The 17,146-nt window shown below is 64.0% G+C and carries 21 protein-coding genes; 9 read left to right on the top strand and 12 right to left on the bottom strand.

All coding sequences use genetic code 11. The features are described from left to right. Window positions 1–70: 70 nt before the first annotated feature. From ACVOLS_RS14475 to grxD, 3 genes are read right to left on the bottom strand one after another with little or no spacing between them, the layout of a single operon-like run. Window positions 71–664, bottom strand: coding sequence for a YhgN family NAAT transporter (locus tag ACVOLS_RS14475; protein ID WP_481546172.1), 594 nt, complete (start codon window positions 662–664; stop codon window positions 71–73). Then, window positions 661–1,404 (bottom strand): SDR family NAD(P)-dependent oxidoreductase, encoded by a 744-nt coding sequence (locus tag ACVOLS_RS14470; RefSeq protein WP_481546171.1) that lies wholly within the window; start codon window positions 1,402–1,404, stop codon window positions 661–663. Before ACVOLS_RS14470 ends, ACVOLS_RS14475 begins: the two co-directional genes overlap by 4 nt. Further along, a complete protein-coding gene (gene grxD, locus ACVOLS_RS14465; RefSeq protein ID WP_481546170.1) occupies window positions 1,401–1,721 on the bottom strand; it encodes a Grx4 family monothiol glutaredoxin in 321 nt (106 codons plus the stop codon). Before grxD ends, ACVOLS_RS14470 begins: the two co-directional genes overlap by 4 nt. Before the next feature lie 117 nt (window positions 1,722–1,838). Between grxD and ACVOLS_RS14460 the strand changes: the two genes are divergently transcribed. Then, window positions 1,839–2,417: a superoxide dismutase gene (locus ACVOLS_RS14460; RefSeq protein ID WP_481546169.1), complete on the top strand. Its 579-nt coding sequence runs from the start codon at window positions 1,839–1,841 to the stop codon at window positions 2,415–2,417. A gap of 136 nt (window positions 2,418–2,553) precedes the next feature. Here the strand turns inward: ACVOLS_RS14460 and ACVOLS_RS14455 are convergent, their stop codons facing one another. The 3 genes from ACVOLS_RS14455 to purE are packed head-to-tail and all read right to left on the bottom strand — an operon-like array spanning window position 2,554 to window position 4,592. Beyond that, window positions 2,554–2,889 (bottom strand): carboxymuconolactone decarboxylase family protein, encoded by a 336-nt coding sequence (locus ACVOLS_RS14455; RefSeq protein ID WP_481546168.1) that lies wholly within the window; start codon window positions 2,887–2,889, stop codon window positions 2,554–2,556. Between the two features lie 45 nt (window positions 2,890–2,934). Next, the gene (locus tag ACVOLS_RS14450; protein ID WP_481546167.1) at window positions 2,935–4,092 is read right to left on the bottom strand and encodes a 5-(carboxyamino)imidazole ribonucleotide synthase; all 1,158 of its coding nucleotides are present in this window, start codon (window positions 4,090–4,092) and stop codon (window positions 2,935–2,937) included. Beyond that, window positions 4,089–4,592 carry a 5-(carboxyamino)imidazole ribonucleotide mutase gene (purE, locus tag ACVOLS_RS14445; RefSeq protein ID WP_057629361.1) on the bottom strand — a complete coding sequence of 168 codons (504 nt, stop codon included), beginning with the start codon at window positions 4,590–4,592 and terminating at the stop codon, window positions 4,089–4,091. The genes ACVOLS_RS14450 and purE overlap by 4 nt, the downstream gene beginning before the upstream one ends. A 59-nt stretch (window positions 4,593–4,651) precedes the next feature. Between purE and ACVOLS_RS14440 the strand changes: the two genes are divergently transcribed. The 4 genes from ACVOLS_RS14440 to ACVOLS_RS14425 all read left to right on the top strand — a co-directional run bounded on the left by ACVOLS_RS14440 (window position 4,652) and on the right by ACVOLS_RS14425 (window position 7,245). Further along, window positions 4,652–4,921, top strand: coding sequence for a Trm112 family protein (locus ACVOLS_RS14440; RefSeq protein WP_481510618.1), 270 nt, complete (start codon window positions 4,652–4,654; stop codon window positions 4,919–4,921). Beyond that, a complete protein-coding gene (nadC, locus tag ACVOLS_RS14435; protein WP_481546166.1) occupies window positions 4,921–5,778 on the top strand; it encodes a carboxylating nicotinate-nucleotide diphosphorylase in 858 nt (285 codons plus the stop codon). The genes ACVOLS_RS14440 and nadC overlap by 1 nt, the downstream gene beginning before the upstream one ends. Before the next feature lie 88 nt (window positions 5,779–5,866). Then, window positions 5,867–6,814 (top strand): DUF2272 domain-containing protein, encoded by a 948-nt coding sequence (locus ACVOLS_RS14430; protein WP_481546195.1) that lies wholly within the window; start codon window positions 5,867–5,869, stop codon window positions 6,812–6,814. A gap of 80 nt (window positions 6,815–6,894) precedes the next feature. Continuing rightward, window positions 6,895–7,245, top strand: coding sequence for a DUF3301 domain-containing protein (locus tag ACVOLS_RS14425; RefSeq protein ID WP_481546165.1), 351 nt, complete (start codon window positions 6,895–6,897; stop codon window positions 7,243–7,245). Between the two features lie 189 nt (window positions 7,246–7,434). Here the strand turns inward: ACVOLS_RS14425 and ACVOLS_RS14420 are convergent, their stop codons facing one another. The 6 genes from ACVOLS_RS14420 to ACVOLS_RS14395 all read right to left on the bottom strand — a co-directional run bounded on the left by ACVOLS_RS14420 (window position 7,435) and on the right by ACVOLS_RS14395 (window position 12,441). Continuing rightward, complete coding sequence (locus tag ACVOLS_RS14420; RefSeq protein ID WP_481510763.1) at window positions 7,435–7,869, bottom strand: ClpXP protease specificity-enhancing factor; 435 nt, start codon at window positions 7,867–7,869, stop codon at window positions 7,435–7,437. A gap of 80 nt (window positions 7,870–7,949) precedes the next feature. Then, entirely contained in the window at window positions 7,950–8,585 is a 636-nt protein-coding gene (locus tag ACVOLS_RS14415) for a glutathione S-transferase N-terminal domain-containing protein (RefSeq protein ID WP_296253894.1), read from the bottom strand. A gap of 144 nt (window positions 8,586–8,729) precedes the next feature. After that, window positions 8,730–9,473 carry a cytochrome c1 gene (locus tag ACVOLS_RS14410; protein WP_481546164.1) on the bottom strand — a complete coding sequence of 248 codons (744 nt, stop codon included), beginning with the start codon at window positions 9,471–9,473 and terminating at the stop codon, window positions 8,730–8,732. After that, window positions 9,466–10,728 (bottom strand): cytochrome b, encoded by a 1,263-nt coding sequence (locus ACVOLS_RS14405; protein WP_481546163.1) that lies wholly within the window; start codon window positions 10,726–10,728, stop codon window positions 9,466–9,468. Before ACVOLS_RS14405 ends, ACVOLS_RS14410 begins: the two co-directional genes overlap by 8 nt. Before the next feature lie 2 nt (window positions 10,729–10,730). Then, the gene (gene petA / locus ACVOLS_RS14400; protein WP_481515595.1) at window positions 10,731–11,351 is read right to left on the bottom strand and encodes a ubiquinol-cytochrome c reductase iron-sulfur subunit; all 621 of its coding nucleotides are present in this window, start codon (window positions 11,349–11,351) and stop codon (window positions 10,731–10,733) included. Between the two features lie 178 nt (window positions 11,352–11,529). Further along, entirely contained in the window at window positions 11,530–12,441 is a 912-nt protein-coding gene (locus ACVOLS_RS14395; RefSeq protein ID WP_481546162.1) for a lytic transglycosylase domain-containing protein, read from the bottom strand. Between the two features lie 145 nt (window positions 12,442–12,586). On the opposite strand from ACVOLS_RS14395, the gene miaB reads away from it, so the two are divergent. From miaB to ybeY, 4 genes are all read left to right on the top strand, one after another. Continuing rightward, on the top strand, window positions 12,587–14,038 hold the full coding sequence (gene miaB, locus ACVOLS_RS14390) for a tRNA (N6-isopentenyl adenosine(37)-C2)-methylthiotransferase MiaB (RefSeq protein WP_481546161.1): 1,452 nt from the start codon (window positions 12,587–12,589) through the stop codon (window positions 14,036–14,038). A 571-nt stretch (window positions 14,039–14,609) separates the two neighbouring features. Then, window positions 14,610–15,593: a PhoH family protein gene (locus ACVOLS_RS14385; RefSeq protein WP_481546194.1), complete on the top strand. Its 984-nt coding sequence runs from the start codon at window positions 14,610–14,612 to the stop codon at window positions 15,591–15,593. A gap of 38 nt (window positions 15,594–15,631) precedes the next feature. Then, entirely contained in the window at window positions 15,632–16,492 is an 861-nt protein-coding gene (locus ACVOLS_RS14380) for a hypothetical protein (RefSeq protein WP_481546160.1), read from the top strand. 55 nt (window positions 16,493–16,547) lie between these two features. Beyond that, window positions 16,548–17,033 carry an rRNA maturation RNase YbeY gene (gene ybeY, locus ACVOLS_RS14375; protein WP_313493664.1) on the top strand — a complete coding sequence of 162 codons (486 nt, stop codon included), beginning with the start codon at window positions 16,548–16,550 and terminating at the stop codon, window positions 17,031–17,033. Window positions 17,034–17,146 lie beyond the last annotated feature (113 nt).

The raw sequence follows: 17,146 nt of genomic DNA, 5'->3' as shown, positions 1-17,146 counted from the left end.
TGACAATTTATGACTGCAAGAAGACAGCGGTATTGCGCTGCAGCAGTTTCCCTTACGGCAGATCAAGCAGTTAGCGGATGGATGCCAGATAGGTTCCCAGACCATCCAGCAGCATCTGTACCGAGATTGCGACCAATAGCATGCCCATCAGGCGCTCCAGCGCGGTCAGCGCGCGGGCCCCCAGCAGTTTGTACAGCAGGGTTGCGGACATCAGGATCGCCGCCGTCCCGCCCCAGGCCAGCAGCAAGGCCAGGCTCCAGTCACCCAGACGCGCCGGCTCGCTGCTCCCCATCAGCATCACCGCCGCCATGCCCGAGGGCCCGGCGACCAGCGGGATCGCCATTGGCACGATAAACGGCTCACCGTCCGGCACCGCCCCCATCAGGCCTTCCGGCCGGGGAAAGATCATGCGGATCCCGATCAGGAACAGCACGATGCCGCCGGCTATGGCCACCGACTCCTGCCGCAGGTGCATCAGTTCCAGCGCGTACTTGCCGCCCCATAGGAAGGCCATCAGCACGGCCAGCGCGATCAGCAGCTCACGCACCAGCACCACCCGCTGCCGCCGCGGCGTCAACGGCTTGAGCAGGCTGAGGAATACCGGGATGTTGCCCAGCGGGTCGAGGATCAAAAACAGCAGCAGGGCCGCTGAAAGGATCGTCACGGGGCCAGGTCCAACACCTTCCCACGCCACTGTGCGCCGCTGGCGGCAAGCAGCTGTACGCTGGCGGCGGCATAACTGGCCGGATCTACCGGCGCCGCATCCTCCTCATGGGTAAATGCGCGCGCCCGCAGCCCGGTGCGCATCGGCCCCGGCTGCATACCGCAGACCCGAACCGGGCCATTGCGCAGCTCGTGGTGCAGGCTCTCGATCAGCCCGCGCAGCCCGTATTGGGCCACCCCGTACCCCCCCCAATAGGCTTGCCCCACCCGCCGCGGATCATCCAGCGCGAACACCACCGCCGCGTCCTCACGCTGACGCAGCAAGGGCAGGCAGGCCTGGGTCAACCAGGCGCGGGCGGTCAGGTTGACGTGGATCGCCCGCGCGAACGCTGCCGGATCACCGGAAGCAAACGGGGTCAGCCCGGCGAAATCGGCCGCGCAATGCAGCACGCCATCCAGCCGCCCGAGCTCGGACTCCAGCCGTTCGGCCAGGGCCGCGTAGTCATCGGGGCTGGCGCCTTCCAGATCCAACGGATACAGCATCGGCTCGGGGCCAAGCTGTGCGGCGCTGTCGTAGACGCGATTGAGCTTGGCCACCTTGCGGCCCAGCATCACCACCGTCGCACCGGCCTCCGTGCAGGCCCGGGTCGCCGCTGCGCCCAAACCGCCTGCGGCACCCGCTATCAGAATTACCCGACCGGCAAGATCGGCGCCCTCGCTCCCCCGAGGCTGGGCACTCACGCTTGCCCGGCCTCGGCAACAATACTTTTCAGCTCACCGGACTCCAGCAGCTCCAGAATGATGTCGCAGCCGCCAATCAACTCGCCGTGCATGAAGAACTGCGGGAAGGTCGCCAGGTTCGAGTAGCGAGGCAGATTGGCCCGCACCTCCGGGAACTCCAGCAGGTTGACCGTGCGAAGATTGATTGCCCCGGCTGCCATCAACGCTTGCACCGCGCGGCTGGAAAAGCCGCACATCGGGTACTGCGGCGTGCCCTTCATGAACAGGACAAGGGGATGTTGCTCCACCTCAGCCTGGATTTGTTCCATCACCGGCATTCGAATTCTCCCTACTGCGAAAGAACGGCCCGTCCTGGTCGGATAGACTTTCCCGTGGTTGACCATTGTAAGCCGAGCCGGCCAACTCCCGGCGCCCTGCCCCGAAAAGAATCTCCGATGCCCGTCCAACTTCCTGAACTGCCCTACGCCCGTACCGCGCTGCAGCCGCACATTTCCGCCGAAACCCTGGACCTGCACCACGGCAGGCACCATCGCGGCTACGTGGATACGGTCAATGGGCGCATCGCCGGCACCGAGCTGGACGCGTTACCGTTGGAGGAGATCGTGCGTAACAGCCAGGGCAGCCTGTTCCAGGCGGCGGCGCAGGCATGGAACCACGACTTCTTCTGGCAATGCCTGCACCCGCGCGCAGGTGGCGACCCGCAGGGAGTGCTGGCCGAGCACATCAACCGTCAATTCGGCGACGTGCAGAAACTGCGGGAAGAGTTCAATCGGGCCGCCCTGGCTGTGTTCGGCTCGGGCTGGACCTGGTTGGTGCAGCACCCGGACGGCAAGCTGGCCGTTGTCAGCACCCGCAACGCCAACACCCCTTTGACCGGCGACAGCACGCCATTGCTGGTCTGCGATGTGTGGGAGCACGCGTACTACAGCGATTACCAGAATGACCGCGCGCGCTTTCTGCAGGCGTTCTGGAAACTGGTGAACTGGGACTTCGTGGAGACGCAGTTGCGCTGAGAGCCCCGCGACGGCACGAGTACGCTTGGCCACGAGGGAAGGCATGCAGCGCTTTGGCTTTGCCCACAAACCGTCATCCCGCGCAGGGGGAATGACGATCTGAAAAATCAGGAGTGGGCCAGAAGCACCGCTCACCTCACTCGTGCGCAGCTACCGCATCCAGCACGCGCGCCGAGTACACCAGCGCCGCACCCGCATTGAGCGCCACAGCCACACCCAGCGCCTCGGCAATCTCCTCGCGGCTGGCGCCCTGCTTCAACGCCGCATCCACATGGATAGTGATGCAACCATCGCAGCGTGTGGTCACCGCCACCGCCAGCGCGATCAGCTCGCGGGTCTTGCCGTCCAGATGGTTGGTCTGCGCGCCTGCGCCGCTCAGGGTGATGTAGCCCTTGAGCGTATCCGGCGAGAGCTTGCCGAGTTCACCGATACGGCCTTTCAGCTCACGGCGGTAGTCATTCCAGTCGAGCATGGCTGGTTCTCCAGTTGGGACTGGAGAACCTTACGCCGGCAATGATTAGCTCGCCATCATGCAGCGGCGAAGGGTTTCCACCGCCGGTGCAACCTGCTGCTGGCGGCCCAAAGCCTCACCCACACGCTGCAAAGCATCGGCCAGCGCGGCAGGATCGTCGTCACGCAAATTGGCATGGCCAACCTTGCGACCTTCGCGGGCCTGCTTGCCGTAGTCATGCCAATGACCGGCGGGCTCGGCCAGAACCGCTTTGGCGTCGGGCATCTGCCCCAGCCAGTTCAGCATGCAGGCGTGGCCCAGCATGCGGGTATCGCCCAAGGGCAAGCCAAGCACGGCACGGATGTGGTTTTCGAACTGCGAGGTCTCGGCGCCGTCACTGGTCCAATGCCCGGAGTTATGCACGCGCGGGGCCATTTCGTTGGCCAGCAAGGCATCACCGCGGCAGAACAGCTCCAGCGCGAATACGCCAACGTAGTCCAGACGCTCAGCAACGCGACGCGCATAAGCAATCGCCGTGGCCTGCTGCTCGGCAGACAAGACGGCCGGCGCCAGACTGGCGGACAACACTCCATCCACGTGCCAATTGGTGGTAAGCGGCCAGGCGCGGAACTCACCATCGCGACCACGCACCGCGACCACGCTGACTTCGCGGTCAAATGCCACGAAACCCTCGAGGATCAGCCCGGTCTTGTCGACCTGCGCGCCCAGCGCCTGCCATGCAGCATCGATATCGGATGCTTCACGGATGCGGAACTGACCCTTGCCGTCGTAACCCAGCCGCCGCGTCTTGAGGATGCACGGCATGCCGAACTCGGCAGCCTTGGCGGCCAGCTCGTCACGGCTGCGGATATCGGCGAACGCCGGCAGCGCGATACCCAACTCCTGGAACAAGGTCTTTTCGCTGAGCCGATCCTGCGCCACCGCCAGGGCGGCCGGATTCGGGAACACCGGCTTGCGCTCGGCCAGCCAATGCGCACTGGCGGCTGGCACATTCTCGAAATCGAAGGTGATCACGTCGACCTTGGCAGCAAACGCAGCCAATGCCTCGGTGTCATCGAAGTTGCCCACCTGCAGCGGCGCCACCTGCCCCGCACACGCATCGGCGGCTGGGTCGAACACCACGAAACGCAGGCCCAGCGGAGCACCCGCCAGCACCATCATGCGGGCCAGCTGCCCGCCGCCCAGAATGCCAACCGTGATCATTGGCGCGGATCGTCCGCAGCCATGACATCTTCGGTCTGGCGTGCGCGGAAGGCTTCCAGCGCGGCGCCGATCTGCGGCTGCTCGGCGGCCAACATGGCCGCGGCGAACAGGGCCGCATTGGAAGCACCCGCATTGCCGATGGCAAAGGTCGCCACCGGGATGCCTGCCGGCATCTGCACGATCGACAGCAACGAATCCATGCCATTGAGCGCCTTGGACTGCACCGGCACGCCCAGCACCGGCACGGCGGTCTTCGCAGCCAGCATGCCCGGCAGGTGCGCCGCACCGCCAGCGCCACCGATGATCGCGCGCAGGCCGCGCGGGCCCGCCTGCTCGGCATAGCTGAACAGCACATCCGGGGTCCGGTGGGCTGAAACTACCTTCACTTCATACGGAACGCCCAAAGCATCAAGCTTCTGGGCGGCGTGCTGCATGGTTTCCCAGTCTGAGCGGGAACCCATCACGATGCCGACTAGCGGCGCGGGGTGGTTGGGGGTCATTGGCCGTCACCTGCTGCAAAGACGTATTCTAGCCGTCTTCCCCGCAAGACCACGAACTGATGGACCGCAAACTGCTCGACCTGCTCGTCTCCCCCGACACCCGCCAGCCGCTGTTCCTGCTGGAAAGCGCTGGACTGGAAGCCCTCAACCGCGCCATCAGCAACGGCGGCGTGACCCGCGCCGACGGCAGCCCGCAGGCCCAACCGCTGCGCGAAGCCCTGATCAGCGGTGACCGCAAGCAAGTCTTCCGCGTCGATGACGGCATCCCGGTGCTGCTGGCCGATGAAGCCATCGCCACTGCCCAGATCACCGATTTCCCGGCCAAATAATGCTGCCGCACCCGCCACTGGCCCCGCCGCAGGAACAGATTGACGCCGATGTCGCCCGCGCTCTGGCCGAGGATATCGGCAGCGGCGATGTCACCGCCGCACTGTTGCCCGATGCCGCCGATATCGCCTACCTGCTGTGCAAGCAGGATGCGGTGATCGCCGGCAGGCCTTGGTTCGACGCCGCCCATCGTGCACTGGACCCGCAGGTCCGGATCGATTGGCGGGTGCTGGAAGGCGACCACGTCAGCGCCGGCACTGTGCTGGCAACCCTGAGCGGGCGCAGCCGCAGCCTGGTCAGCGCCGAGCGCACCTCGCTCAACTTCCTGCAGACGCTGTCGGGCACCGCCACCATCACCGCGCGCTACGTGGCGACGGTGGCAGGCACCAAGGCGCGCATCCTCGACACCCGCAAAACCCTGCCCGGCCTACGCCTGGCGCAGAAGTACGCGGTGCGCTGCGGCGGCGGCCACAACCACCGCATCGGCCTGTTCGATACGGTGATGCTGAAGGAGAACCACATCCGCGCCGCCGGCTCCCTGACCGCCGCCGTGCATGCCGCGCGCGCCCAGCAACCGCAGCTGCCACTGGTAGTCGAGGTGGAAGACCTGCAGCAGCTGCAGGAAGCCTTGGCGGTCGGTTGCGAACGCATCCTGATAGACGACTTCAGCGCTGCGATGCGCCGCGATGCCGTGCGTATCACTGCCGGGCGGATTCCGCTGGAAGTCTCCGGCAGCGTCGACATGACCACGCTACGCGCCATCGCCGAAGACGGCGTGGATTGCATTTCCATCGGCGGGCTGACCAAGCATGTGCAAGCCATCGATCTGTCGCTGAAACTGGGCCCGCCACCGCGCTGACTCACGGCACGCACACGGCCCCCACTGCGACACTCTCCCAATATCCCTCGCGGAGCCTGCTGTGGCATATCGATTTCTGTTGTGCGGCATGACCCTGTTGTTACCCGCGCTGCCGGCGATGGCAGCCGAAGCCTGTGATGTGCCGCCGCGCTATGGCCTGAGCGAAACCGCCAAGGCCGTGGTCGCGACAGCCTGCGGTGAACACCGCCTTTGGTACCGGCCCTTCATCGACCGCGACGGCCGCATCGCCAGCCTCGGCGTTACCGAGGCCGAGAACGAGCATCTGGCCGACAACGGCCTGATCGCCTGGCAGCGCGTCGTCGGCTACTGGCGCGACAGCGGCACGCTTGGCCCGATGGGCGCCATTGCCGGTGCCAGCAGCTGCGCGCAACCGGCCGGCAATCGATACACCGACACCGATTGCCGCGCCTTCCTGATCGACAACCCGTGGTCAGCCGCCTTCATCTCCTGGGTGATGACGCGCGCCGCCGTGCCCGGCTTTACCCGATCACCGCGCCATATCGATTACATCCGTGCCGCCTACCAGGGCGGCAGCAACGGCATGCCGTATCGCCTGGCCGACCCGGCCAGCGAGAAGCCCGCGCCCGGCGACATGCTGTGCTTCCTGCGCGACCGCAGCAGCACCTTGAACTACGCCGGCTTGATCCAGGCGCTGGGCAGTGGCCGTGCCGGCAATTGGAAGTCGCATTGCGAGATCGTGGTCAGCGCCAATATGGGCGGCGACCGCACGCTCTACCTTGTCGGCGGCAACGTCGCCAATTCGGTAGTGATGCGCAAGCTCATGCTTGATCGCACTGGCCTGCTTGAGTTGCCCAAGGCCAACGCTGCGCAGGCGCCGAGCTCGCCGATCGAGCAGCGCTGTTCACCGGGCCAGGAGGAAGAGTGCAACCTCAATCGACAGGATTGGGCCGCGCTGTTGAAGTTGACCGCAACCAACCCGGCACCAGCGTTCAATTCGACCGCGCCCTTGCCGCCACCACCGGACGAGCCCATTCCAACACCGGTCACCCACTGAGGCTTTCCCGCGCTGCGCACAGGCATCCCTTGCGAACCGAAGGGCTGCGCATGGATGGGCAGATCGCCTAAAGTGCTCGCATGCCTACCCTTCTTATCCTGATGATTGTCGGCGCGGTTGGTTTCGCGTTCTGGGACCGCTCCCGCGCCGCTGCCGACCGCGCCACCGAACTGGGCCGCAACGCCTGCCGCGCCGCCGACGTGCAATGGCTGGACCAGAGCGTACACAGCACCGGCCTGCGCCTGTGCCGCCTGCCCAACGGCTGGCTTGGCTTCGAGCGCAGCTTCCGTTTCGACTATTCCTACGACGGCCAGGATCGCCACACCGGCCGCATGGTGTTACGCGGCCGCGAACTGATTTCCTTCAGCGGCCCCGCCGCCGCCCAGATCGGCCGCCTGCGCAAAAGCACCGAAGAAGCAGAAGACATCTGATCCACCGTAGTGCCGAACCATGCTCGGCAGAGGCCTCACCAACAAACCCGACAGGTAGTGCCGAGCCATGCTCGGCAGAGGCCTTACCGACAGGCAGCTGCTGGGCTCGCGTGGAAAGCCCCAGCCTAGCATGGCTCGGCACTACACAAAGCCCGCAAACAAAACCGCCGCCTAGCGGCGGCGGTGGAATTATTTGACTACCCGCAGGAACGGGCGCTTTGCAGCTGGCTGCGGACGCTCAGGGGGATCGGTCGGCGGCGTATCGTCGTCATCCGGCGTGGTCTCGGTACCCGGAATGTCATCCGGCAAGGCCATGCCCTGCCCGGTCTCACGCGCATAGACGGCCAGAATCGCCGAAATCGGCACGTAAACGGGGAAACTGGTTCCGGAGAAGCGCGCGGTGAAGCTCACCGCATCATTGTCGATATGCAGGCCAACAACGGCGCGCTCGGCAATATTGAGCACGACCCGCTCTTCCTTGATCGCGCTGCTCGGCACCTGCACGCCGGGGACCCCGGCATCAACCATCACGTGTGGCGTCATGCCATTGTCGTTGATCCACTCCACCAGCGCCCGCAACAGATAGGGGCGATGGCTGCTCATCCGGAAAGTTTCTTCAGTCATTGCACAAGTGTACGCGGCATTGAAGCGCGATCACCGCCTGTCGGCGGTGATCGATAAGTTCGTATACAGCCGGCGACTGCTCAGCCCGGCAGTTCGCGCAGCTTCTTTTCCTGATCGGTCAGGCTGCGGACGAAGGCTGGATGGCGGAAGAAACGGTTGCCATAGTCCTCGATCGCCTTGCCGTCCTTGGGCAGCGCCACACCAAGCGACTCCAGCCGCCAGATGATCGGCGCAATGGCGCAGTCAGCCAGGCTCATTTCCGGATTGAGGAAGAATTTGGACGCCTTGAACAACGGCACCGACTGCGCGACAAGTTCCTTCAAGCGCTTGCGCCCCGCTTCAGCCTGGGTCTTGTTGCCCATCTGAATGGCCTGCACCTGCGGCACCCAGTCATGTTCGATGCGCAGCATCGCCAGACGCAGCCGTGCCCGCGACAAGGGATCGACCGGCATCAACGGCGGGTGCGGATAGCGTTCGTCCAGGTACTCACTCACCACCGAAGCCGCATACAGCACCAGCTCCCGCTCAACCAGGGTCGGCACGGAGTGATACGGATTCAGATCGATCAGATCTTCCGGTGGGTTCTGCGCATCGACCGGCACCAGATCGTAAGTCACGCCCTTGGCCGCCAACACCAACCGCACTCGATGGCACAGGGCATCGTCGTTTGCAGAGAACAAGGTCAGGGTATTACGCATACGCACACTCGCCGCCATCAAAGGCTCTCCATCGGTCGGATTCCGCCAACCTTACGGCCCCGCCAGCACATTGCTGACGGTGACCACGGTTACCCGAGTGTGCCAAGCCACAGGCGCAGTTGCCAAGGCCCCCCTGCGCACAGCCCCCGGCTTGCACCCAGCTCAATGCACGTCTTTCCAGTACTCGGTCTTGACCAGATAGGCCAGGAAGGTCAGCAGGGCCAGGAACAGCACCACCCAGACGCCCAGGCTCTGCCGCTTGAGCGCGGCCGGCTCCCCGGCATATTCCAGGAAGTTGGTGATGTCGCGGACCGTCTGGTCATACCCGCGCGGGTCAACCTTGCCCGGCGAAGCAAGCTTGAAGCCCACCACCGGCGGGTCGATGCCCTCCTGTTCGGCCTTGCCGTGAATGGCGTGCTGCATGCCCTGCAGCTCCCACAGCGGGTTCGGCATCGAGGCGTTCGGGAACACGCTGTTGTTCCAACCCAGTGGCCGCGACTCGTCCACATAGAATGATTTCAGATAGCTGTAGATCCAATCACTACCGCGCACCCGCGATATCAGGCTCAGGTCCGGCGGCATTTTGCCGAACCATTTGGTCGCCTCGTCATGCGGCATCGCCACCTGGATCTGCTCGCCATAGGCGGCACCAGTGAAGTTGAGGTTGTCCATCACCTGTTGCTCGGTCAGGCCGAGATCCTCACCCATGCGCGAATAGCGCAGGTACTTCAACGAGTGACAGCCCGAGCAGTAGCTCATGTAAGCCTGCGCGCCGCGTTGCAATGAGGCCTGGTCGCCCAGATCATTGCCGGCCTGCATCAACTTGCCACCACCGGCGGCAAATGCCGGGACACAGAACATCATCGCGGCAGCCATCGCCAACCGCACAATCCACTTGTCAGTCATGCGTCGTCACCCGGTCCGGTACCTGCTTGGTGCTGTCGATCTTCGTCCACAGCGGCATGGTGATGAAGAAACCAAAGTACAGGAAGGTCAGCACGCGGCCCACCCAGGTCTCCCAGATCGCCGTGCCCGGACCGGAACCAATCACGCCCAACCACACGAAGCACACCACCAGGATGCCCAGCATCACCTTGGAAATCGGGCCACGGTAGCGGACCGACTTGACCTTGGCCTTGTCCAGCCACGGCACCAGGAACAGGATGGCGATGGCCGAGAACATCACCATCACACCGCCCAGCTTGTTCGGGATCACCCGCAGCATCGCGTAGTACGGCGTGTAGTACCAGACCGGCTTGATGTGCTCCGGGGTAACCAGCCGGTTGGCCTCGGTGAAGTTGTCATGCTCAAGGAACAAACCACCGAATACTGGCGCGAAGAAGATGATGAAAGCGGCCAGCGTGAGCAGGAAACCAACACCGACCAGATCCTTGACCGTGTAGTAGGGATGGAACGGGATGCCATCGGTCGGCGCGGTCGGCGACCAGCGGTTGCCCTTCGGCCCCTTCTTGATCTCCACGCCGTCCGGGTTGTTGGAACCCACTTCGTGCAACGCGCCCAGGTGCAGTACCACCAGCAGCAACAGCACCAACGGCATCGCGATGACGTGCAGGGCGAAGAAGCGGTTGAGCGTGGCATCGCCGGGCAGGTAGTCGCCCATGATCCATTCGGTCAGGCCGTTGCCGATCACCGGGATGGCACCGAACAGCGAGATGATGACCTTGGCACCCCAGAACGACATCTGGCCCCACGGCAGCACGTAGCCCATGAAGGCTTCGGCCATCAGCACCAGGTAGATCAGCATGCCCAGTATCCACACCAGTTCGCGCGGCTTCTTGTAACTGCCGTACATCAAGCCGCGGAACATGTGCAGGTAAACCACGATGAAGAACAGCGAGGCACCGGTGCTGTGCATGTAGCGGATCAGCCAGCCCCACTCCACGTCGCGCATGATGTATTCGACCGAGGCGAACGCCTCGGCCGCGCTGGGCTTGAAGTGCATCGTCAGGAAGATGCCGGTGACGATCTGGTTGACCAGGATCACCATCGCCAACGAGCCGAAGTAGTACCAGAAGTTGAAATTCTTCGGCGCGTAATACTCGCTGACATGCTTGCGATACACCGGCATCAGGCCCGGCGCACGCTCATTGACCCAATCGGCCACGCCGCTGACGGTGCGGGTAAGAATATTGTTGGCCATGATCAGGCTGCTCCCTGCGGATCAACGCCAATGACAAGGGTGTTGTCATCCACATAATGGTGCGGCGGCACCAGCAGGTTGATCGGCGCCGGCACGTCCTGGAACACGCGCCCGGACATGTCGAAACGCGACTTGTGGCAGGGGCAGAAATAGCCACCTTTCCACTGCGCGTCGTAGGGCTCGGGGCGGATCTCGGCAACCATCTCCGGCGAACAGCCCAGATGGGTACACAGACCGACCAGCACGGATACATCCGGCTTGATCGAGCGGAATTCGGGATTGCCCTTGAGCACGTAGTCCGGCTGCTGGTCCTTGTTGCCGGACTCCGGATCCTTGAGCCGTGCATCCAGGGTAGGCAATGCCTGCAGGATGGCCTTGGAGCGTTTGACGATCCATATAGGCTGGCCGCGCCATTCCAGGATCAGCCGTTGGCCTTCCTGCAACGCACTGATATCGGCGGTCACCGGGGCACCGGCCAACTTGGCACGGGCGCTGGGATTCCACGACTTGATGAAAGGAACTGCGGCGAAACCAACACCGACTGCCCCGACCACGGCTGTGGTCGCTGTCAAAAACCGCCGACGTCCTGTGTTGACTGGATCATTTACCCCATCGTTTGCCATCCGGCACTCCGATAATGATTAGGTAGCTAGAGGCTGCCAGCGGTCTGGTGGGGGCCATCCCGCTCTGAATCGAATCGTTCCGGAGTGTAGCGGAACGCTTAACGCTGACACAACGCGATCAAACACCAGTCCGCGAAATTTGTCACGGCCTGCTGCAACAGAAGCATTTGGGGACGGTCTACTGGCGCGTGGCCAGTTCGCCACGGTAGCGGTCGGCCAACTGCGCGACGCGCTGCACGTAGTACTGGGTTTCCTTGTACGGGGGCACACCGCCATGGCGATCCACCGCACCTTCGCCGGCGTTGTAGCCCGCTGCGGCCAAGGTCAGGTTGCCATTGAAACGACGCAGCAACCACGACAGGTATTGCACGCCGCCGCGGATGTTCTGGCCGGCGTCATAGGAATCGGAGACCCCGAAGCGACGCGCCGTAGGTGGCATCAACTGCATCAAGCCCTGCGCTCCGGCGCGACTGAGCGCGGTCGGGTTGAACGCCGACTCGGCATGGATGATGGCCCGCACCACCGCCTCCTCGACACCGAACTCGCGCGCGGCCGAGGCGATCTCGGTGCTGTACGCCTGGGTGTTCAGTCGCACCGAGCCGAAGTTGACCCTGGAGTTCACGCCACAGGCAAAGCAACGCTCGATGTAACTGTATTGAATGGTGCGTACCGCGCCGATGTTGGCCACCTGGGCCGGCCGGCTGCTGGTGTAGTGGCGCACCCCATCCTTCATATAAGAGTAGACCTGCCCACTGATCACCCGCTGTGCCCGTCCTGCAGCAGGCGCCGGCGCCGGCGACACTGCGGTGGGGGCGGCCTGCGCAGCAACCGCCGTCGAACTGTCATTGGCCTGGCTCGCGGGAGCCGCAGCCGGGGCGGCAACGGGCGCCGGGGTCGGCGGCACATAACGCGGCACATCGCGTGTGGGCCGATAACTGCTGACCACGCTGCAGCTCGCGCCACTGACGCGTTTGCTGACGTAATTGGGCACTCCATCGCTGCCAACGCACTTGTACAGCGTGCCGGCACTGGCCGGCAAAGCGACCAATGCTGCTGCGAGAATGCCGGTGATCCCCAAAATCCCCTTCATGGGCGCGAGTCTCCCAGCTTCGCCGGGGCTTGCCAAGTATTTGACGCAGCGGCTTTCGTGCTTTGCCCGGCAGACCGATACAATAGGTGGCTACGAATGCAGCCCCAGCGGCTGCGTGCCCGCCCACCCGTCTGGAATAAGCGCCATGCCCGGGACGCCAGCAACTCCCCTGCCGATCACGGCCGGCTCCGCCGTGCCTACTGTTGAAATGACCACACCCGAACTGATTCCCCTGCCCGGCCAGCGGCCGACGGTTGCCGGCGGCGCGCGCGGCAAGCTCTACATCAAGACCCACGGTTGCCAGATGAACGAGTACGACTCGACCAAGATGGCCGACGTGCTTGCCGCATCCGAAGGGCTGGAGCTGACCGACAATCCCGAAGAAGCCGACGTGGTGCTGGTCAATACCTGCTCCATCCGCGAGAAGGCGCAGGAGAAGGTGTTCAGCCAGCTCGGCCGCTGGAAGGCGCTCAAGGCCAATGGCCGCGACGTCATCATCGGCGTCGGCGGTTGCGTGGCCTCGCAGGAAGGCGAAGCCATCGTCAAGCGCGCGCCCTACGTGGACCTGGTGTTCGGCCCGCAGACCCTGCATCGCCTGCCGGAGCTGATCCGCGCCCGCCGCGAGCAGAACAAGCCGCAGGTGGACATCAGCTTCCCGGAGATCGAGAAGTTCGACCGCATGCCCGAGCCGCGCGCCGAAGGCCCGTCGGCCTTCGTTTCGATCATGGAAGGCTGCTCCAAGTACTGTTCGTTCTGCGTGGTGCCGTATACCCGTGGCACCGAGGTCAGCCGCCCGTTCGAAGACGTGCTGGTCGAATGCGCCCAGCTCGCCGATCAAGGCGTGCGCGAGATCAACCTGCTTGGCCAGAACGTCAACGCCTACCGTGGCCCCTACGGCGACGGCGAGATTGCCGACCTCGGCCTGCTGATCCGCACCCTTGCCGAAATCGACGGTATCGGCCGCATCCGCTTCACCACTTCCCACCCGTTGGAATTCAGCGACTCGCTGGTGGATGCCTACCGCGACGTGCCGAAACTGGCCAACTACCTGCACCTGCCGGTACAGGCCGGCAGCGACCGCGTGCTCAGCGCGATGAAGCGCGGCTATACCGCGCTGGAGTTCAAGTCCAAGATCCGCAAGCTGCGCGCGGTGCGGCCGGATATCTCGATCAGCTCGGATTTCATCGTTGGTTTCCCAGGTGAAACCGATGCCGATTTCGAGAAGACCATGAAGCTGATCGAGGACGTGGGCTTCGACCAGAGCTTCTCCTTCATCTATTCGCGCCGCCCCGGCACCCCGGCCGCCGACCTGGAAGACACCACCAGCGACGCCGACAAGCACGCCCGGCTGTCGCGGCTGCAGGCGCAGATCAACGAGCATGCTGCGGGCATCTCGACGAACATGGTTGGCACCGTGCAGTCCGTGCTGGTCGAGGGCCCGTCGCGCAAGGACCCGAACGAGCTGACCGGCAAGACCGAGAACATGCGTTCGGTGAACTTCCCGGCCAGTTCGCGACTGATCGGCCAGTTTGTGGACGTGCTGATCACCGAAGCCTTCAGCAATTCGTTGCGTGGACGAGTGGTTACGCAAGATTGAGGTCAGGGCCGCGATTGCTGTTGCTGTGCTTTCTTACGGAAGGTGGGCTGCGCGGGTCAGAGGCGGGGTCCACTAGTCCGAAGCAGGAGCACCCCCTGCCCCTGCCCCCGCTCCGCGCCCCAGCCCTTGCGCTGGCGCAAGGTCGTTCGATGGGCAGCGAACCAGTGGTTCGGAAGCTGCCCCTCTCCCGCTAGCGGGAGAGGGGAAAAGCCTCCGCGGCTTTTTCTGGCCGCCGCCAGGCGGCTGCGGTCATTTATTCGCCACACCGACCCAAAGCCCGTCGTTATTGGGCTGCGCATGGTTATCCACACGTTCATCCCGAATCGATCCACAAAAATTGTGGACAACTTGTTACCCATAAACCGTCAAATGTGGCGGTTTTTTAACCACCCCGCCAAGAGGCTTATGCCGCAAGGGTTGGACAGGGATATCCACAGCTTGGCCCACGCCACATCCACATCGGCTGTGGAGAACCCGGACCACTCCCTGCCCCGCTGGTGGTCCGTCAGCCGCAGGGGTACCCTTCCAAGGTCCAAGGCACGGCTTCGCCGGCCAGCAACTGTTAGTGAAAATGACCACCACCACGCATCGCGACTTCACGCTCGACCCGGTTGATAACGAACGGCTGGCCAATCTGGCCGGGCCGTTTGATGAGCACCTGCGCCAGGTCGAACTCAAACTGGGCGTTGAGATTGCCAACCGCGGCAATGTCTTCCGCGTCAGCGGCCCGGGCAAGACCGCACTGGAAGCAGAAAAGCTGCTCAAAGCCCTCTACGTGGAAGCCGCCGAAGCCGTCTTCGACAGCCACGCCATCCACCTGCGGCTAAACCGCGCCAATGTCGATCATGTGACCGAGCAGGCCTATGAAGCGCAGGAAATTGCGGTCAAGGTCAAGCGCGGCACCGTGCGTGGTCGCGGTCTCAACCAGGCCAGCTACCTGCACCAGATCGCCACCCATGACATCAGCTTCGGCATTGGCCCGGCCGGTACCGGCAAGACCTTCCTGGCGGTGGCAATGGCCGTGGACGCACTGAATGAATCGCGCGTGCAACGCCTGATCCTGGTGCGCCCGGCTGTGGAAGCCGGCGAAAAACTTGGCTTCCTGCCCGGCGACCTGACCCAGAAGGTCGATCCCTACCTGCGCCCGCTCTACGACGCCCTGTATGAAATGCTGGGCGTGGAAAAAGTGGCCAAACTGCTCGAGAAGAATGTCATCGAGATCGCTCCGCTGGCGTACATGCGCGGCCGCACGCTCAATGACGCCTTCGTGATCCTGGACGAAGCGCAGAACACCACCATCGAACAGATGAAGATGTTCCTGACCCGCCTGGGCTTCGGCTCGACCGCCGTGGTCACCGGCGACCTGACCCAAACCGACCTGCCCAAGCACATCAAATCCGGCCTGCGCGACGCCATCGAGGTGCTGCGCGGCGTGGACGGGGTCAGCTTCACCTTCTTTGAATCGCGCGACGTGGTGCGCCACCCGCTGGTGGCCCGCATCGTCAGCGCCTATGACCGCCGCGATCTGCAGCAGGTCAAACCCGGCACCGAGTAGGCTTAGACTGGCGCCTCCCGCGATGCACAGGAGGTGCCATGCCCCGGCCATATCCATTCTTTACCTGCGCCCTGCTGCTGGCAGCCAGCCTGCCGGTCCTTGCTGCAAAGAAGCAGCCGGCCGCGCGCCCCTATGTCGAAACCAGCTATCTGATAGCTCCGCGCCAGGTTGGTGACTTCGAACTCGAAGGGGCGTCCTACGACCCCGATCAGAAATTTTCCGGCGCTGGCTTCCGCTATGCACTGAAGGATCATCAAGAAATCCGCTTTGACGTCTATGTCTATCCGGCCGGCCGGATGCAACAGGCCACAGCCGTCGAACTCGGTATGAAGGCCTTTCGTGATGACCTGAAGCAGGCCGTCAACCAAGGTAGCTATACCAAGTTGCAAGAGCTGCAGGACAGCAGCTTTCCGTTGCAGGCGGCTACTGCCGCCCCGGACCCAGCCAATGACATTGATGCTGCGGTGATCAAGGCCAAGGCTGAGGCCGAACAGGTCATCGGCCGCAAACTGCAGCTGAGCATGAATCTGCAACCGCGGGACTGGGCGATGTATTCCAGCGGCTACCTGTTCTACAAGCAACTCTATTACTTCAAACTGCGCGCAAGCGCGGCTCAGGAGCGCACCACCCAGGCGAACTTTGACACCCTTGCTGATCGCGCAGCGCGGGCCCTTATCCCCGCATTGCAGGTTGCCAACATCGGCGACTGCGCCAACGCAACGATCTACTTGTCTCCGGATGCGGCGCCAGAGGCCGGCGCAATAGCATTGGTGCAGCAGGCCACACTGCATGCGGGCTATAACTGCCACTCCTCGCTGGAAAAAGCCCGCCTGCCCCCTGGTTCCGACAGCGAAATCGTCGAGATCGGCTACAGCACCGACGAATGGAAGTCGCAGTGACACGCCAGCCGCGCGATACTGTGCCGTCTGTATTGCCTGATTGCTGGAACCTGCCATGACCAAGGGCCCTGTCCGCCTTGATGTAGCCGTCAGCTACGCCCTGCCCCGCGCCGGCCTGCCGGCAGCGGTGAGCTTCCGCCGCTGGGTGGCTGCCGCCTTGAAGGGCCGCATCCGCGAGGCTGATCTGGCCATCCGCGTGGTCGACGCCAAGGAAGGCCAGTCACTGAACCGCCACTACCGGGGTAAGGACTACGCCACCAACGTACTCAGCTTCCCAGCCGAGCTGCCCGAAGGCCTGCCCAAGGGCGTGAAGTTCCCCTTGCTCGGCGATCTGGTGATCTGCGCACCGGTGGTTGCCCGCGAGGCCGAGGAGCAGGACAAGGCCCTCAACGCCCACTATGCCCACCTCACCGTGCACGGCGTGCTGCACCTGCTGGGCTGGGACCATGAGGACGACAAGGAAGCCGAAGCCATGGAACAGCTGGAGCGTGAGATCCTGGCCGACCTGGGGATCGCCGACCCCTACGCCAACGAGCAGTAGGCACAGGTAGTGGGGGGGGGGGCCGCGGCGCCGGGCGGGGAGGGGGCCGGCCCAACCGCGCACCCACGCGGCGGTCCGACGGCAGTCGCGGGGCCACGGCGAGCGAGCGCCGC

It is taken from the genome of Stenotrophomonas sp. STEN038, assembly GCF_056759895.1.
Note: the sequence above shows the minus strand (reverse complement) of the source record. Positions and strands in the feature narration are given on the sequence as shown.

What these genes read in the sequence shown, in the direction of transcription:
- purE (WP_057629361.1), bottom strand. Translation starts at nt 4,592, where the DNA reads ATGACCCCCAACCACCCCGCGCCGCTAGTCGGCATCGTGATGGGTTCC.
- grxD (WP_481546170.1), bottom strand. Translation starts at nt 1,721, where the DNA reads ATGCCGGTGATGGAACAAATCCAGGCTGAGGTGGAGCAACATCCCCTT.
- ACVOLS_RS14460 (WP_481546169.1), top strand. Translation starts at nt 1,839, where the DNA reads ATGCCCGTCCAACTTCCTGAACTGCCCTACGCCCGTACCGCGCTGCAG.
- ACVOLS_RS14410 (WP_481546164.1), bottom strand. Translation starts at nt 9,473, where the DNA reads ATGACTGACAAGTGGATTGTGCGGTTGGCGATGGCTGCCGCGATGATG.
- ACVOLS_RS14405 (WP_481546163.1), bottom strand. Translation starts at nt 10,728, where the DNA reads ATGGCCAACAATATTCTTACCCGCACCGTCAGCGGCGTGGCCGATTGG.
- ACVOLS_RS14380 (WP_481546160.1), top strand. Translation starts at nt 15,632, where the DNA reads ATGCCCCGGCCATATCCATTCTTTACCTGCGCCCTGCTGCTGGCAGCC.
- ACVOLS_RS14455 (WP_481546168.1), bottom strand. Translation starts at nt 2,889, where the DNA reads ATGCTCGACTGGAATGACTACCGCCGTGAGCTGAAAGGCCGTATCGGT.
- ybeY (WP_313493664.1), top strand. Translation starts at nt 16,548, where the DNA reads ATGACCAAGGGCCCTGTCCGCCTTGATGTAGCCGTCAGCTACGCCCTG.
- miaB (WP_481546161.1), top strand. Translation starts at nt 12,587, where the DNA reads ATGCCCGGGACGCCAGCAACTCCCCTGCCGATCACGGCCGGCTCCGCC.
- ACVOLS_RS14415 (WP_296253894.1), bottom strand. Translation starts at nt 8,585, where the DNA reads ATGGCGGCGAGTGTGCGTATGCGTAATACCCTGACCTTGTTCTCTGCA.
- ACVOLS_RS14395 (WP_481546162.1), bottom strand. Translation starts at nt 12,441, where the DNA reads ATGAAGGGGATTTTGGGGATCACCGGCATTCTCGCAGCAGCATTGGTC.
- nadC (WP_481546166.1), top strand. Translation starts at nt 4,921, where the DNA reads ATGCTGCCGCACCCGCCACTGGCCCCGCCGCAGGAACAGATTGACGCC.
- ACVOLS_RS14385 (WP_481546194.1), top strand. Translation starts at nt 14,610, where the DNA reads ATGACCACCACCACGCATCGCGACTTCACGCTCGACCCGGTTGATAAC.
- ACVOLS_RS14425 (WP_481546165.1), top strand. Translation starts at nt 6,895, where the DNA reads ATGCCTACCCTTCTTATCCTGATGATTGTCGGCGCGGTTGGTTTCGCG.
- ACVOLS_RS14430 (WP_481546195.1), top strand. Translation starts at nt 5,867, where the DNA reads ATGACCCTGTTGTTACCCGCGCTGCCGGCGATGGCAGCCGAAGCCTGT.
- ACVOLS_RS14450 (WP_481546167.1), bottom strand. Translation starts at nt 4,092, where the DNA reads ATGATCACGGTTGGCATTCTGGGCGGCGGGCAGCTGGCCCGCATGATG.
- ACVOLS_RS14420 (WP_481510763.1), bottom strand. Translation starts at nt 7,869, where the DNA reads ATGACTGAAGAAACTTTCCGGATGAGCAGCCATCGCCCCTATCTGTTG.
- ACVOLS_RS14440 (WP_481510618.1), top strand. Translation starts at nt 4,652, where the DNA reads ATGGACCGCAAACTGCTCGACCTGCTCGTCTCCCCCGACACCCGCCAG.
- petA (WP_481515595.1), bottom strand. Translation starts at nt 11,351, where the DNA reads ATGGCAAACGATGGGGTAAATGATCCAGTCAACACAGGACGTCGGCGG.